A 14,523-nucleotide genomic window follows, 5' to 3' on the forward strand; every position below is an offset into this window, starting at 1 on the left:
TGGGAAGCCGGGGCGTTTTGCGTGTACCCAAGTAAGTCGCAGTTAAGCGCGTTTAGACGGCTCAAAACGCGCTTAACTGCTACTCAGTTGGGTTGGGAGGGGTTACTTTTGGGCCGGGAGCACCAACTCGCCCGACTTATCCGTGGACAGGGCGAGGGACGAGATGTACTGGGGTTCGCCGTCGGGCCCGTCCTGACCGGACCGGAGCATGTCCGGACGCTCGAACTCCAGGCCGGTGACGTGGCAAAGCAGCTTGGCATCGCTGGGGTTGCCATCGGCGTCGAACATGGGGAGGTCGATGCCGTCGTCGGTGCGCCGCAGATAGTACCGGCCCTTGGTGGCCAGGGCCAGGACTGGCGGCAACACCAGCGCCAGGCCCACGGCGAAGATGGGCGAGAACGGCTGGACAGTTGCGCCGAACGCCCCGAAGAACACCGCGATGGATACGCCGGCGGAGACCAGCATGGACACGAAGCCCACGGGGTTCACAGCGTAGAGCATGCCGCGGCGGAACTCCGGAACCTTGGGCGAGATCTTCAGCAGGTACTTGTTGATGGCGATGTCGGAGGCCACAGTGACCACCCAGGCCATGGCGCAGTTGGCGTAGAAGCCCAGGATGGTGTTGAGGAACTCGAACATGTTCGACTCCATCAGGATCAACGCGATGACCAGGTTGACCACCACGAACACCATGCGTCCCGGGTAGCTCTTGGTGATGCGGGTGAACGAGTTGGTCCACGCGAGCGAACCGGAGTAGGCGTTGGTGACGTTGATTTTGATCTGGGAAATGACCACCAGCACCACGGCCAGGGTCATGGCGAGCCATGCCGGCATCATTTCTTCGTAGACGCCCAGGAACTGGTGGACCGGCTCGTTGGCTGAAGATGCTGCTGCGGGGTCGAGCTTGGCGATGAGGTAGATGGCAATGAACAGGCCGATGATCTGCTTGATGGCACCGAAGATCACCCAACCCGGTCCGGCCAGGATCACGGCCCGCCACCAGGCACCCTTGTTTTCTGCGGTTTTGGGCGGCATGAAGCGAAGGTAGTCGATCTGCTCAGCGATCTGCGCCATCAGGGACAGGCAGACACCGGCGGCCAGCATCACCGAAGCCAGGTTGGGACCACCATCGCCGGAAGCGCCCGTGAAAGCGAAGAAGGCGTCGATGCTCTCCGGGTGGGACAGGAGCAGATAGCCCACGGGAACCACCATAAGCAACAGCCACAGTGGTGTGGTCCACACCTGCAACGTGGCCAGCGTCTTCATCCCGTAGATCACCAACGGAATGATGATGATGGTGGACACGGCGTAGCCGATCCATTGTGGGATGCCGAGACCCAACTGCAGCCCTTGGGCCATGATGGAGCCTTCAAGAGCGAAGAAGATGAAGGTAAACGTGGCAAAGATGATGTTGGTGACCACCGAGCCGTAGTAGCCAAAGCCCGAGCCGCGGGTGATCAAGTCCAAATCGATGTTGTACCGGGCTGCGTAGTAGGCCAACGGGAACCCCGTGGCGAAGATGATCACCGCGGCCACGATGATGCCGAAGATGGCGTTCACGGTTCCGTAGGCGATGCCGATGTTCGCGCCGATGGAGAAGTCGGCCAGGTACGCGATGCCGCCCAGCGCGCTGGTGGCCACCACACCCGCACTCCACTTCCGGTAGGACCGCGGTGCGAACCGGAGCGTGTAATCCTCCAGGCTCTCCTTCGCCGCGCTCATGGCGTCGGCGTTGCCTGCCGTCGCAGTTCCGTTGCCCGCCGCCGGCGCACCAGCGGCGCCGATCCCGACGGCGGTGCCTGCCGCCGTCGTCGGCTCCAGGGTGGCGGTACTCGTCTTGTCGTCGATCATTCGTGGTCGCTTTCGTCGTGGACTTTGCCTCGCCCCCGACGCTAGTCACGCAGCGCGTCAATTCAGTCACATCCATGTTTCGCAGCTGTAACTTCTGCATCAGCCGCCCCGCGCGGGCAACTCCAAAATCAACCACCTCCGTTTGTACGCACCCCACAAAATCGCCCTTCACCAGCGCGGATACCGTCAAGGACATGACCACCCACGCACCCCATGAAACCGAAGCAGCCCATGAAACCCGGGCAACCCACCCCATCCTGGACACTGCCCGCGAGCAGGTCCTCGAACGCGGCGAGGGACTGAGCGAAGCCCAGCTCATCGAGATCCTGGAGCTACCGGACGAAGCCATCCCCGCAGCCCTGCAACTGGCCCACGAGGTCCGCCTCAAGCACTGCGGCGAGGACGTGGAAGTGGAGGGCATCATCTCCATCAAGACCGGCGGCTGCCCCGAGGACTGTCATTTCTGCAGCCAGTCCGGCCTGTTCGACTCCCCCGTCCGCGGCGTCTGGCTGGACATCCCGGAGCTGGTCAAAGCGGCCAAGGAAACCGCCGCCACGGGGGCCACGGAATTCTGCATCGTCGCAGCCGTCCGCGGGCCTGACATCAAGCTCATGAACCAGATCAAATTCGCGATCGACCGCATCAATGAAGCCGTGGACATCAACATCGCCTGCTCGCTGGGCATGCTCACGCAGCGGCAAGTGGACCAACTGGCCGAGTGGGGCGTCCACCGCTACAACCACAACCTGGAAACCGCGCGCAGCTACTTCCCCGAGGTCGTCACCACCCACAGCTACGAGGAACGGCTGGAAACCTGCGCCATGGTCAAGGCCGCCGGCATGGAATTATGCTGCGGCGCGCTGATCGGCATGGGCGAGTCGGTGGCCCAGCGGGCTGAACTCGCAGCCCAACTCGCCGCCCTTGAACCGCACGAAGTCCCGCTCAACTTCCTGAACCCCCGCCCCGGAACGCCCTTGGAAAACCAAGGAATCATGGACGGCAAGGACGCCCTCCGCGCCATCGCAGCGTTCCGGCTCGCTATGCCCCGCACCGTGCTCCGCTATGCAGGCGGCCGCGAACTGACCCTGGGCGACCTCGGCACCCGCGAGGGCCTGCTCGGCGGAATCAACGCGGTCATCGTGGGCAACTACCTGACCACCCTGGGCCGCCCCGCCAATGCCGACCTGAACCTGCTGGTGGAGCTGAACATGCCCATCAAGGAATTCCAGAAGTCGCTGTGACCACCGCAATAGGCCAGCAGTACTGCGGCCACTGCGGCGGTGGGGGCGAGGGCAGTGGTGACAGCCCGACGTCGGACGCCCACCGTAGCTGCCAACAGCGCCTGGCGATGGAGCCACCGCGCTTTTGTCCGCAATGCCGACGCCGCATGAAGGTCCAGGTGACGCCGTTGGGGTGGACCGCGGAGTGTTCCAGGCACGGAAGGCTGGCGTCATGAGCTCGCTGATCGAGCGCGACCGTGCAAGCTTGTGGCACCCGTATGCTCCTGCCTCCCCGACGCTGCCGCTGTGGGAGGTGGAAGCGGCCGACGGCGTGGCGCTGCGGCTGCGCGACGAACAGGGCCGAACGCATGAGGTGCTTGATGCGATGTCATCGTGGTGGTCGGTGATCCACGGCTATCGCAATCCCATCATGGATGCCGCCGTCCAGCGCCAGCTCACCAGTTTCAGCCACGTGATGTTCGGCGGACTCACGCACCAACCTGCCGTGGAGCTCGCGGAAAGCCTGCTGTCCATGGTGCCGGGCGAACCGGGGCGGCGCTTGGAACGGGTGTTCCTGGCCGACTCCGGATCCATTTCCGTGGAGGTCGCCTTGAAACTGGCCGTGCAGTTCCAGACCGCGACCGGCCGCCCCAAGCGCCAGCGTTTCCTGACCATCCGCGGCGGCTATCACGGGGACACGTTCGCTGCCATGGGTGTGTGCGATCCCGTGGACGGCATGCATTCCTCGTTCCCGGGGTTGCTGGCCGCCAACGTCTTCGCTCCCCGTCCGCCAGCGGCCGCAACGGCCACGCCGGCGGGTATCGCAGACTGGCAGGCTGACGTGGAGCGCCTGGCGTCGCAGCACTCGGACGAACTGGCCGCGATCATCGTCGAACCCCTGCTCCAAGGCGCCGGCGGCATGTTCACCTATCCGGCCGAGTGCGTTCGGATCCTGCGCACCATCGCGGATCATTACGGATTGCTGCTGATCCTGGACGAGATCGCCACGGGTTTCGGGCGAACCGGTGAACTCTTCGCCGCGGACCACGCCGGGGTTGTCCCGGACATCATGTGCGTCGGCAAAGCGCTCACCGGCGGCTACCTCACCTTGGCTGCGACGCTGTGTACCGGCGACGTTGCCAAGGCGGTATCTTCCGGACGCGCCGGGGCACTCCTGCACGGTCCCACCTTCATGGCCAATCCCCTGGCGTGCGCCGCGGCCATCGCCAGCCTGGGGATCCTGGCCACCGGGGCCTGGCGCGAGGATGTGGAACGCATTGGAACCGGGCTTGCTGAGGGACTGGCACCGGCGTCAATGCTCGACGCCGTTGCGGACGTCCGCACCTTCGGCGCCGTGGGCGTCATCGAGTTGAGGGACGCGGTGGACGTCACCGCAGTGACGCGCGCCGCGGTCGAGCATGGCGTGTGGGTTCGCCCGTTCCGGAACCTGGTCTACGCGATGCCGCCCTACATCAGTTCCGCCGAGGACGTAGGCGTGATGACCTCCGGCATGGTGGCGGCCATCAAAGAAGCGACCACTCAGGCGGTGCTCGCATGAGCCCGGCAATGACGCAGTGGTTGGAGGACCAGGCCCGGGTCCGCGAGCGCCGGGGGCTGGTGCGGACGCCAAGGGTGCGGACGCCAAGGGTGCGCGGGTCAAGGGACGGGGTGGTTGACCTTGCCAGCAACGATTACCTCGGCTTGGCCACCGATCCCCGGCTCGCCGAAGCAGCCATGGACGCGATCCGTCGCTGGGGTACCGGTGCCACTTCGTCCCGGTTGGTGGCGGGAACCACGGAGCTGCATCTGGAGGTGGAGCACGAACTCGCGCAGCTCACCGGTATGGACACGGCACTCGTCTTCTCCTCCGGCTACTTGGCGAACCTTGGCGTCACCACGGCTCTTGGCGGTCCGGGGACGTTGATCGTGGCCGATGAGCAATGCCATGCCTCGTTGATGGACGGGTTCCGGTTGAGCCGTTCCGAGGTCAAGGAGTTCACGCACAACAGCGTCCAGGATGCGGCTGCCCAGCTAACGAACCGCACCCAACCGAGGGCCCTCATCGCCGTGGAATCCATCTACAGCGTGGGCGGCGATGCGGCGCCGCTTGCCGAACTGTTGCAACTGGCCGAAGCACACGACGCCATGCTGCTGATTGACGAAGCCCACAGCCTGGGCGTCGCGGGAAGCGGGAGCACGCAGGGACACGGCGCAGTGGCCGGAACCAGGCTCGCCGGACACCCCAACGTCGTCGTCACCGCCACCCTGTCCAAAGCACTGGGCAGCCAAGGCGGTGCCGTCCTCGGCTCGTCCTTGCTGAGGGAGCATCTGGTGAACCGGGCCCGCAGCTTCATCTTCGATACCGCACTGGCTCCCCCGGCGGCTGCCGCTGCGCTCGCCGCCATCGGCATCGTGCGGGCAGAACCATGGCGGTCAGCAGCCGTCCACCGCAACGCAACTGCGCTGGCGGCCCAACTTCAGCCCGTGATGGAGAGGCTCGGCACCGTCGTCGAGCCTTCTGTTGGAGCCGTCCAATCCATCCCCATGCCCTCCTCGGCGGCAGCGCTCGCTGCCAGCGAGGAAGCGAGCTCGGAAGGCGTCCTGGTGGGCTGCTTCCGACCACCGTCCGTTCCCGATGGGGTGTCGCGGCTTCGCCTCACAGCTCGGGCCACACTCACACCTGTTGAGATCGACCACGCCTGCGCAGTGTTGCGCAGCATCCTGGAGAGAACATCATGAAACTGCCTCCCATCATCCTGGTCACCGGCACCGATACCGGTGTGGGCAAGACCATCACGACGGCGGCCCTCACCGCCGCGCTGCAGCTACGCGGACGGACTGTAGCCGTTTACAAGCCGTGCCAGAGCGGAAGCGTGCAGGGCGATTCCGACTGCTCCGAAGTGGCCCGGTTGGCTGGTCCCCGGACTGCGGAGGCCGGCGTCGTTCTTCAAGAGCCTATGGCCCCCGTGCCGGCCGCTGCGCTGGACGAGGTCAGGTTGCCGCCGCTGCGGATTCATGCCGGGCGGATCCGCGAGCTGTCAGCCAGTCACGACTACGTGCTGGTGGAAGGGGCGGGCGGCTTGCTGGTGGAGTTGGACCACGACGGCGGGACACTGGCTGATCTCGGCACGCACCTTGGTGATGTGGCTGGCTTCGTGGTGGTGGCGCGGCCTGCGTTGGGCACGCTGAACCACACGGCGCTGACCTTGGAGGCGTTGGACCGCAGGAGCCTGCCGGTGGTGGGGGTGGTCCTCGGAGCATGGGCACCGACGCCGGGGGCGGTGGAGCTGACCAACAGGGCAACCATCACCTCGTGGCCCGTTCGTTTCCTGGGTGCGGTGGGTGCCGGCGCGTCAGGACTGGATCCTGCCGACTTCCGGGCAGAAGCATCCGGATGGCTTGAGGGGTTGCCGGTATGAGCGCAGCGTTGACAGCTGAGACCGGACTTCCGGACGCCGGAACCTGTCCCTATATGGTGCTCCGCACCCCGGATACCGTGAGGGAAGTCCTGCACAGGCCCGACGATTTCAGCCCGGCCAACGCGTTGCTGGCCGTAACGCCGCTGAGCGGGCCGGCACTCCGCGTGCTGCAGAAGGCCCGGTTTGCACTCCCCCCGGTTCTGGCCAGCAACGATACCGGGACCCACGCGGGCATCCGCAAGGTGGTGGCGGGCTTCTTCACGCCGGCGAAGGTGTCTGCGATGGAACCGCGCATCCGTGGCCTGGCCCGCGTATCAGCAGCCCGTGCAGCTCACCTGCTGGCCACCGGAGGGACGGTTGATGTGGTGCAGGCAGTGGCCGCCGACCCGCCGGCCATTGTGATGCTGGAGATGCTGGGCCTACCCGTTCGCGATGTGCCTGCGCTGAAAGCGTGGAGCCTGGATTCCTTGGAACTGTTCTGGGGTTGGCCGGATGCGGACCGGCAACTTGAGCTGGCCCACAGCGCAGCCGACTTCTACCGCTGGCTCAGGGAGCTGGTCCTGGAATCCGTGGCCTCACCGAGCCCCAACCTCTTCAGCGCACTGGCCCGCCACGGCCTCAGCATCCCTGAGGTCTGCTCCCTGGGGTACTTCCTGCTGATCGCCGGGCAGGAGACCACCACGCAGCTGATCAGCACCACCTTGTTCCGGCTGGCTGAGGGATCCCGTGGCATCTCATGGTGCGAGGCAGCTACAGCATCCAAGGCCCGCGACCTGGTCCGGCACATCCTTGCCACCGAGTCCTCCGTCCTCACCTGGCGACGGGTAGCCAGCAGGGACACGGAGCTGGATGGCCGGCACATCCCCGCGGGTGAGGAAATCCTGTTGGAGTTGACGGGCAATCACGGATTTCCGTGGGCGGAGGAACCCGTACGGCCCGGCCCCACGCCATATGGCCTTGCTTTCGGCTCGGGGATCCACCGGTGCCTTGGTGCCAAACTCGCGGAACTGGAGGCCGCCGTCGTCGTTCATGAAACCGCGGCAGCCCTCAAAGGTGTCCGACTGCACGACTCAAACCCGGAATGGCTGCGACTGTTGTCGTTCCAGGCACCCCGGACAGTTACCCTGGAGTTTTTGTACACCTAATGCCCCTAAAACCCGCTCTTGAGGGCAGGAGGTGTACAAAAACTCCACCTGGGTAGGCTGGAGGCATGGGCGAGAGCCGGGACCTCCTGACGCCTGAACAGCGCAGCCGCAACATGTCCAAGATCCGCGGCAAGAACACCAAGCCTGAGTTGCTGGTCCGCAGACTGCTGCACGCGAAGGGTTACCGGTACCGGCTGCATGGACAGTCCGGAGCGGCGAAGCTGCCTGGCCGACCGGACCTGGTGTTCGCGGGCCGGCACAAAGTCATCTTCGTCAACGGCTGTTTTTGGCATTTCCATACGTGCCGCGTGGGTCAGCATGCGCCAGCGGCCAACGCGGAGTTCTGGGAAACCAAGCGGACCCGGACCCGCGAGCGCGACGCCCTGCAACGGGAACAACTGGCCGCCGGCGGCTGGGACGTGTTGACGGTGTGGGAGTGCGAACTGAAGGACCGGTCGGTTCTTGAAGTCAGGCTCACACAATTCCTGGAGGACGGCCCGCACTGCTCCCCGTCTACGGGGCGGAAGAGACAGCCGGGGCAGAGCTGACGGCCCGGTCAGTGGCTTTGGTGGGGGTGCCTTGTTCCCATAGTGCGTACGCTGCGGTCCCACCGATGCCGAGTAGAACGGTCATGCAAAAGACGACGATGACCATCAGACCTGGTGATGGACGAGCACTGCTGTTCATGCTTTTTCCCGTTTCTTGATTCAAGCCTGGAATCCCCCAGATCCGTGATCTTGCCTCTGCTGTCCTACTCTGGGGGCCGCCTATCAAGACTCCCTTTGAGTCCGCTCAAGATTGGATCAAGCTTTCGATTTCCGGCGCTTCCATCGTTCCGCGGGTCCTACTGTTGAATCGTGAATCTATTGTTTGGAGGCGGGAGGAGTCTGGTGTCTGAGTACGACGAGTGCACTGACTCCCTGGTGGACCGCACCGTCCTCACCGAGCTTCAGGCGGAGCTCGGCGGAGACCAGGCCATCATCAGCGCCTTCGTCCGCAACTATGTTGCCTTGTTGCCTTGGCGGGTGTCCCGGCTCCACAGGGCGTTGGAACACTTGGACATGGAAGATGCCATGGATGCGGTCCTGAGCCTGAAGACTTCCAGCCACATGGTGGGTGCCATCTGCATGAACCGCCTGGCTACCGAGCTGGAAATCAGCATCAGGCTGCTGCCCAACGCGGACCACCTGCACGAGCTCTCTGCCCAAGTCAGCGAAATCGACCGCTTCGTGGGCGGGACCATCAGCGAGCTTGAAACACCACTCCTGTGAATTTCTTCACCTTATTGAAGAGAAACCATTGACTCGCTAAAAATCTTCACTATAGTTGTGTGAGTTAGCTCACCAACGAAGGATGCGGCAATGACTACCGAGACTCCTGCTCCGCCGGCCACCAGCGAACTGCTGGCCACGGTGGGAAACAAGGTGCGCACCATGCGCAAGGCAAAGGGTATGACCCTCGCCCAACTCTCGGACATCACCGGGCTCAGCCAGGCGATCGTCAGCCAGATCGAACGCGGTATGGCCAACCCGTCCTTCACTACACTGGCTCAATTGGCCCACGGCCTGGACATCCCGGTAGGAAGATTCTTCATCGGCCAGGATGAATCCAAATCCCCTGTGGTCCGCAAATCCGATCGGCGCAACCTTAAGAACGTCACCCGCGAATCCGTAGGTGAAGCAGTGCACGAGCTGCTCACCCCGAACCGCGACGGAAGCATCGAAGCGCAGTGGATCAGCACGCCCCCAGGGCACGACACCAGCGACACCCCGTTTACCCACAGCGGTGAAGAGTTCTGCTACATCATCTCCGGCCGTAAAGACGTCTATTTGGACGGCGTCTGCTACAGCCTTGAAGAGGGCGACTCCATCACCTACTCCTCAGAGATCCCCCACTGGTACAAGAACAGCTACGAAGAGGTATGCGTAGCCATCTGGGTCAACGCACCACACGCGTGGTAACCCTGCCGCCCCTCGGCGCCAGCGTTTTCCCTTAACTGTCCGGACACGAAACCGTGGCCGCTGACAATCCTTGCCACTTTCGCATCAAGCGCCTCTTCCATCAGGCGTTCCTGCGTCATACCCTCCCACGCCCTCCGGGGCGTCAGCGTAAGGACACTTCCATGCTCGACACCACCACGACGGACAATGAAGTCCCGTCACCACAAACCAGCCACACATCCCCCGGCAAGAACGCGAAGTTCACCCCCGAAGTCCGCAAGGGCCTGCTCGGTCTTGGCCTCGGAAACGCCCTGGAATGGTACGACTGGATGGTCTTCGGCCTCCTCTCCGCCTTCATCGGACCGAACTTCTTCCCCAATACCGATCCGCTCTCCGCAACGCTGAACGCCTTGGCCGTGTTCGCCGTCGGATTCGCCTTCCGCCCCTTGGGTGGCATCCTCCTCGGAACCCTCGCAGACCGCATTGGCCGGCGCCGTGTCATGCTGCTGTCCATCATGCTGATGGCCGGCACCACGCTGATCATCGCCGTCACTCCGAGCTATGAAACCATCGGCCCCGCGGCGGGCATCATCCTGCTGGTGTGCCGGGTCCTGCAGGGAATCTCAACGGGCATCGAAGCGCCGCTTTCCACCTCGCACGCCGTCGAACTCGCCCCGGAGGGCCGCGAAGGCTACGTAGCGGGCATCATGTCCTTCTACGTGAACATCGGGATCCTGCTGGCCTCGCTCATCAGCTTCCTCTGCAGCCTGGTCCTGGGCGGTGCAGCCATGGCTGACTGGGGCTGGCGCGTACCCTTCATCATCGGTGCCCTCTTCGGCTTCGTGGTTCTCTACCTCCGCCGCTCCCTGCCGGAAACCCTCAAAGCCGAGGAAATGGCCACCAACACTCCGCGGGCAGTATGGTCCGGAGTCCGTAAGCACTGGCTCTCCGTCCTTGCCATCATCTTCGTGGTGGGCGCAGCGCAGGCGTACAACTACGCCTGGAACGTCGGTCTCCCCAGCGCAGCACGCAGCGGTTTCAAGGAAGATCCCACCGCAGTCTTCGCCCTCACCACCATCCTGGGCGTCATCCTGGTGATCGGCAGCTGGGTCATCGGCAAACTGGCCGATGGCAAGGCGATGTCCAAGTGGTTCCTGGTCACCCGCATCCTCGCCATCCCGTCCGTGTTCCTCATGCTGATGTACGTCCAGCCAGGCATCGGCGGCTTCGCAGCGGTCCTCCTGGGCGGCTCCATTGTCCTGGTCCTGAACATGACCCTCTACAACGTGGTCAGCTCGTCCCTCATGCCTAAGAACATCCGCGGCACCGGCGTAGCCCTGGGCTACGGGATTGGCGTGGCTCTCTTCGGCGGCACCGCTTCCTACCTCCTGGTCTGGTTCCAGTCACTGAACATCACCTGGGTCTTCCCGGTCTACGTGGCCGTCCTCTCCATCCTCAGCATCGTTTTCTACCTCGCCGCACGCCGCTCCAACGGCATCTTCGTCGGAAAGTAAGGACTCATCATGAATACGCTTGAACTCAGCACTACGATGGCGGACCTCACCGCCCCGGTCATCTCACGTTCCGACGTCCTGGTAGTCGGCGGCGGTCCCGCAGGTGTGGCCGCAGCCGTCACCGCCGCCCGCTCCGGTGCCAAGGTCACGCTGCTGGAACGCTACTCTTCCTTGGGCGGTTTGGCCTCCGGCGGCATGGTCCTGGTACTCGATGACATGATCAACGGCCAGGAAATCACTGTCACGGGCATCGTCTCCGAATACGTGGAACGCCTCCAGAAGTTGGGCTTGGCCATCGTCCCGCCGGCCGATGACCGCAAGACCTCCGAGGAACTTTGGAACAAGTGGGGCCGTTACGGCACCTTCGACTTCCACTCCCACACCAACCCGAAGCCCATCTGCTACGCAGCAGCCTTCGATCCCGACGGCTGGAAGCGCGTCTCCAACGACCTCGTCCGCGAAGCTGGCGTAGACCTGCGCCTGCACTCCTGGTTCTCCCGCCCCATCGTGGACAACGGCGTGATCAAGGGTGTCATCTGCGAGACGAAACTGGGCCCGCAGGCCTTCATGGCCGACGTCGTCATCGACACTACCGGCGACATCGACGTCGCTTCCCGGGCCGGCGCCAGCTACGCCAAGGACAACTACCTCACCACCCTCGTCTTCCGCCTGGGCAACGTGGACACCAACGCCGCCGAAGCCTTCGAACAGGCCAACCCCAAGGAAGCCCGCGCCATCAACCGCAAGATCAAGCGCCTCCTCGGCGGCGCTTGGGAACTCTGGTGGCTCAAGACGCCCATCGACGGCGTGGTCTGGTGCAACGCTCCGCACATGTCAGGCTTCGACGGCGTGGATCCCGCCGACATGACCGCCGCAGAATTCGCCGCCCGTGACCGCATCTCCGAGGCCGTGGACTACGTCCGCGCCAACCTCCCCGGCTTCGAAAACTGCTACATGCTGGACGTCGCCTCCCAGATGGGGGTCCGCCAGACCCGGCTTCTGCAGGGCGAGTACGTCATGACCAAGGACGACGTCACGCAGCGCCGCCACTTCGAGGACACTGTGGCCCGCGGCCGCGACTACTACTATCCGTACCGTTCGCTGCTGCCCAAGGAAGTGGACCAGCTCCTGGTGGCCGGCCGCCACTACTCCGCAACACCGGAGGCGCAGAAAATGTCCCGCGAGATCCCGCCCTGCATGGCCATGGGCCAAGCCGTCGGCGTCGCGGCGGCCCTCGCCGTGGAGAACAACGTCCTGGTCCGGGACGTCTCCGCGCTGGATATCCAGCAGGGCATGCGCCGCCACGGCGCAGACCCGGGCGACGTCCCGTCGTCGAACGCCACAGTGGACGCAACCGCAGCGGTGCCGGCATGAGCACCGTGACGGTAGAACCGGAACAGCAGGAAAGCACGACGGCGGCACTCGCCGCCACTGCCCCGGCAACGGTGCCGCTCCCACTGGACGGCATCAAGATCGTGGATTTCACGCAGGTTTTCATGGGCCCGTCCTGCACGCAGTTGTTGGGCGACTACGGCGCTGACGTCATCAAGGTGGAGCGTCCCGGCGCCGGCGACATCTCCCGAAACTCGTTCCCGGACCAGGATGGCCAGGACAACCCGATTTTCCTGTCCATCAACCGGAACAAACGCAGCGTCTCCGTGGACACGCGGACGGACGAAGGCCGCGAGGTGCTGCACCGGCTCATGGCGGACGCCGACGTAGTGGTCAGCAACTTCCGCTCCGGCGTCATGGAGCGCATGGGCTTCGGCTACGAAGAACTCAAGGCTGCGAACCCGGGAATCATCTGGGCCTCCGGCACCGGCTTCGGACCTGCCGGCCCCTACTCGCACAAGGGCGGCCAGGACGCGATCGCGCAAGCCTACTCCGGTGTGATGTGGCGGCGGGAGTCCGAGGACACCAAACCGGCGATCTACCCCACCACGCTCTGCGACTACATCACGGGCATGCACCTCATGCAGGGCATCCTGCTGGCCTTGCGCACCCGTGAAACGTCCGGGGTTGGCCAGCGCGTGGAGGTGACCATGTACGACTCCATGCTGCACCTTCAGATGCAGGAGGCGTGCATGCAGCTCAACCGCGGCTACGAGGTCAACTGGGGTGCGATGCCCCTGAGCGGTGTCTTCGAAACCACCGATGGTGCCGTGTGCATGGTGGGCGGCTTCACCCCGGACCCGTTGGCACGGATCTCCGACGCCCTGGGCCTGGACGAAGACCTGACGCAGCGGCCGGAATTCTCCAGCCTCGAGCAGCAGTTCAAGAACAAGCCGGCGTTGCAGGCGATCTTCCGCGAGCATATCGCCACCAACTCCACCGAGTACTGGACGCACCAGCTCGAGGAACAGGGGCTGCTCAACGCTCCGGTGCACACCCTGGAGCAGGCGTTGGCGGATGCACAGACCGAAGCCAACGGCATGATCGTGGAAGCCGAACACCCCTCAGTAGGAACGGTGCGCATGCTGAACGCACCCATCCGGCTCTCGGCCACGCCTCCCACCATCCGGCGCGCGGCACCTCGCCTCGGCGAGCACAACGTTGAGGTCCTGTTGGAGAACGGCTTCGACGAAGAAACCATCGAACGCCTGCAGCAACTGGGGGTCCTCCGATGACGGCTGTTGTGGAGTCCCGCGTTGACGCTGTGACCCTCACTATCGAGAACCATGTGGCAACAGTGGTCATCGACCGCCAGCACGTCCTGAACGCCGTGGACGCTGCCACCCACGCCCAACTCAATGAGATCTGGGAGCAGCTGGAGAACGACCCATCAGTGCGTGCCGTGGTCATCACGGGTGCCGGCCCGCGTGCCTTCTCAGTTGGTGCGGACATGTCAGCCTCCGCCGTGGACAAGACCGGCTTGGAGTACTGGGCCGGACTCGATCCCAACGGCTTCGGTGGCCTGAGCCTGCGCACCACCCTCGATGTCCCCGTGATCGCCCGCGTCAACGGCTACGCCCTGGGCGGCGGCATGGAGATGGTGCTGGGAGCAGACATCGTGGTGGCGGCCGATACCGCGAAGTTCGGCCTGACCGAGCCCCGGGTTGGGCGGTTGGCGCTCGACGGCGGCATCCACCAGTTGGTGCGGCGGATCCCCTACACGCAGGCCATGGGAATGCTGCTCACCGCTCGGAAAGCCGACGCCGCGGAAATGCAGTCCATGGGACTCGTCAACGAGGTGGTTCCCGCTGAAGAGCTCGACGCCGCGGTGCAGCGTTGGGTGGACCAGATCCTGGCCTGCGCCCCCACCTCGGTCCGGGCAGTGAAGCAGATGGTCACACAGACCGCCCATCTCACGGCCAAAGAGGCACGCGGGCTTCGCCTGCCGGCCCTCATGGCTGCCCTGGACAGCGAAGACTCCGCCGAAGGCGTCCGCGCCTTCCAGGAAAAGCGCATGCCCGCCTGGCCGGGCCGCTGAGCAT

14 protein-coding genes are annotated in these 14,523 nt (G+C 64.4%); 13 read left to right on the forward strand and 1 reads right to left on the reverse strand.

Annotated features, from left to right (window positions below; genetic code table 11):
* Positions 1 to 102: 102 nt before the first annotated feature.
* Positions 103 to 1,851: a purine-cytosine permease family protein gene (locus AB4Y77_RS16690; RefSeq protein WP_442014688.1), complete on the reverse strand. Its 1,749-nt coding sequence runs from the start codon at positions 1,849 to 1,851 to the stop codon at positions 103 to 105.
* A gap of 194 nt (positions 1,852 to 2,045) precedes the next feature.
* Between AB4Y77_RS16690 and bioB the strand changes: the two genes are divergently transcribed.
* From bioB to AB4Y77_RS16755, 13 genes are all read left to right on the forward strand, one after another.
* Complete coding sequence (gene bioB, locus AB4Y77_RS16695) at positions 2,046 to 3,092, forward strand: biotin synthase BioB (protein ID WP_311211851.1); 1,047 nt, start codon at positions 2,046 to 2,048, stop codon at positions 3,090 to 3,092.
* Positions 3,093 to 3,199: 107 nt separating this feature from the next.
* Entirely contained in the window at positions 3,200 to 3,307 is a 108-nt protein-coding gene (gene bsaP / locus AB4Y77_RS16700; RefSeq protein ID WP_442014754.1) for a biotin synthase auxiliary protein BsaP, read from the forward strand.
* Positions 3,304 to 4,629, forward strand: a complete 1,326-nt coding sequence (gene bioA, locus AB4Y77_RS16705; RefSeq protein WP_442014689.1) for an adenosylmethionine--8-amino-7-oxononanoate transaminase — start codon at positions 3,304 to 3,306, stop codon at positions 4,627 to 4,629. The genes bsaP and bioA overlap by 4 nt, the downstream gene beginning before the upstream one ends.
* 8 nt (positions 4,630 to 4,637) lie before the next feature.
* Positions 4,638 to 5,810 (forward strand): 8-amino-7-oxononanoate synthase, encoded by a 1,173-nt coding sequence (locus tag AB4Y77_RS16710; RefSeq protein ID WP_442014755.1) that lies wholly within the window; start codon positions 4,638 to 4,640, stop codon positions 5,808 to 5,810.
* A complete protein-coding gene (bioD, locus tag AB4Y77_RS16715; RefSeq protein WP_442014690.1) occupies positions 5,807 to 6,490 on the forward strand; it encodes a dethiobiotin synthase in 684 nt (227 codons plus the stop codon). Before AB4Y77_RS16710 ends, bioD begins: the two co-directional genes overlap by 4 nt.
* The gene (locus AB4Y77_RS16720) at positions 6,487 to 7,635 is read left to right on the forward strand and encodes a cytochrome P450 (RefSeq protein ID WP_442014691.1); all 1,149 of its coding nucleotides are present in this window, start codon (positions 6,487 to 6,489) and stop codon (positions 7,633 to 7,635) included. Before bioD ends, AB4Y77_RS16720 begins: the two co-directional genes overlap by 4 nt.
* Before the next feature lie 65 nt (positions 7,636 to 7,700).
* Positions 7,701 to 8,183 carry a very short patch repair endonuclease gene (locus tag AB4Y77_RS16725; RefSeq protein ID WP_442014692.1) on the forward strand — a complete coding sequence of 161 codons (483 nt, stop codon included), beginning with the start codon at positions 7,701 to 7,703 and terminating at the stop codon, positions 8,181 to 8,183.
* 342 nt (positions 8,184 to 8,525) lie between these two features.
* Positions 8,526 to 8,906, forward strand: coding sequence for an Hpt domain-containing protein (locus AB4Y77_RS16730; RefSeq protein WP_442014693.1), 381 nt, complete (start codon positions 8,526 to 8,528; stop codon positions 8,904 to 8,906).
* Positions 8,907 to 8,996: 90 nt separating this feature from the next.
* Complete coding sequence (locus tag AB4Y77_RS16735) at positions 8,997 to 9,596, forward strand: helix-turn-helix domain-containing protein (RefSeq protein WP_442014694.1); 600 nt, start codon at positions 8,997 to 8,999, stop codon at positions 9,594 to 9,596.
* Positions 9,597 to 9,757: 161 nt separating this feature from the next.
* Positions 9,758 to 11,089 carry an MFS transporter gene (locus AB4Y77_RS16740; protein WP_442014695.1) on the forward strand — a complete coding sequence of 444 codons (1,332 nt, stop codon included), beginning with the start codon at positions 9,758 to 9,760 and terminating at the stop codon, positions 11,087 to 11,089.
* 9 nt (positions 11,090 to 11,098) lie between these two features.
* Positions 11,099 to 12,463 (forward strand): FAD-dependent oxidoreductase, encoded by a 1,365-nt coding sequence (locus tag AB4Y77_RS16745; protein ID WP_442014696.1) that lies wholly within the window; start codon positions 11,099 to 11,101, stop codon positions 12,461 to 12,463.
* Positions 12,460 to 13,716 (forward strand): CaiB/BaiF CoA transferase family protein, encoded by a 1,257-nt coding sequence (locus AB4Y77_RS16750; protein ID WP_442014697.1) that lies wholly within the window; start codon positions 12,460 to 12,462, stop codon positions 13,714 to 13,716. Before AB4Y77_RS16745 ends, AB4Y77_RS16750 begins: the two co-directional genes overlap by 4 nt.
* Positions 13,713 to 14,519 carry an enoyl-CoA hydratase-related protein gene (locus AB4Y77_RS16755; RefSeq protein ID WP_442014698.1) on the forward strand — a complete coding sequence of 269 codons (807 nt, stop codon included), beginning with the start codon at positions 13,713 to 13,715 and terminating at the stop codon, positions 14,517 to 14,519. Before AB4Y77_RS16750 ends, AB4Y77_RS16755 begins: the two co-directional genes overlap by 4 nt.
* Positions 14,520 to 14,523: the final 4 nt, after the last annotated feature.

The organism is Paenarthrobacter sp. YAF11_1, assembly GCF_052113445.1.
In the GTDB taxonomy this organism is placed as follows: domain Bacteria; phylum Actinomycetota; class Actinomycetes; order Actinomycetales; family Micrococcaceae; genus Arthrobacter.

Bases quoted from the DNA above. Each gene is read 5' to 3' on its own strand.
- AB4Y77_RS16720 (WP_442014691.1), top strand. From the start codon at position 6,487: ATGAGCGCAGCGTTGACAGCTGAGACCGGACTTCCGGACGCCGGAACC.
- AB4Y77_RS16725 (WP_442014692.1), top strand. From the start codon at position 7,701: ATGGGCGAGAGCCGGGACCTCCTGACGCCTGAACAGCGCAGCCGCAAC.
- bioB (WP_311211851.1), top strand. From the start codon at position 2,046: ATGACCACCCACGCACCCCATGAAACCGAAGCAGCCCATGAAACCCGG.
- AB4Y77_RS16735 (WP_442014694.1), top strand. From the start codon at position 8,997: ATGACTACCGAGACTCCTGCTCCGCCGGCCACCAGCGAACTGCTGGCC.
- bioA (WP_442014689.1), top strand. From the start codon at position 3,304: ATGAGCTCGCTGATCGAGCGCGACCGTGCAAGCTTGTGGCACCCGTAT.
- AB4Y77_RS16755 (WP_442014698.1), top strand. From the start codon at position 13,713: ATGACGGCTGTTGTGGAGTCCCGCGTTGACGCTGTGACCCTCACTATC.
- bioD (WP_442014690.1), top strand. From the start codon at position 5,807: ATGAAACTGCCTCCCATCATCCTGGTCACCGGCACCGATACCGGTGTG.
- AB4Y77_RS16690 (WP_442014688.1), bottom strand. From the start codon at position 1,851: ATGATCGACGACAAGACGAGTACCGCCACCCTGGAGCCGACGACGGCG.
- bsaP (WP_442014754.1), top strand. From the start codon at position 3,200: ATGGAGCCACCGCGCTTTTGTCCGCAATGCCGACGCCGCATGAAGGTC.
- AB4Y77_RS16745 (WP_442014696.1), top strand. From the start codon at position 11,099: ATGAATACGCTTGAACTCAGCACTACGATGGCGGACCTCACCGCCCCG.
- AB4Y77_RS16740 (WP_442014695.1), top strand. From the start codon at position 9,758: ATGCTCGACACCACCACGACGGACAATGAAGTCCCGTCACCACAAACC.
- AB4Y77_RS16710 (WP_442014755.1), top strand. From the start codon at position 4,638: ATGACGCAGTGGTTGGAGGACCAGGCCCGGGTCCGCGAGCGCCGGGGG.
- AB4Y77_RS16750 (WP_442014697.1), top strand. From the start codon at position 12,460: ATGAGCACCGTGACGGTAGAACCGGAACAGCAGGAAAGCACGACGGCG.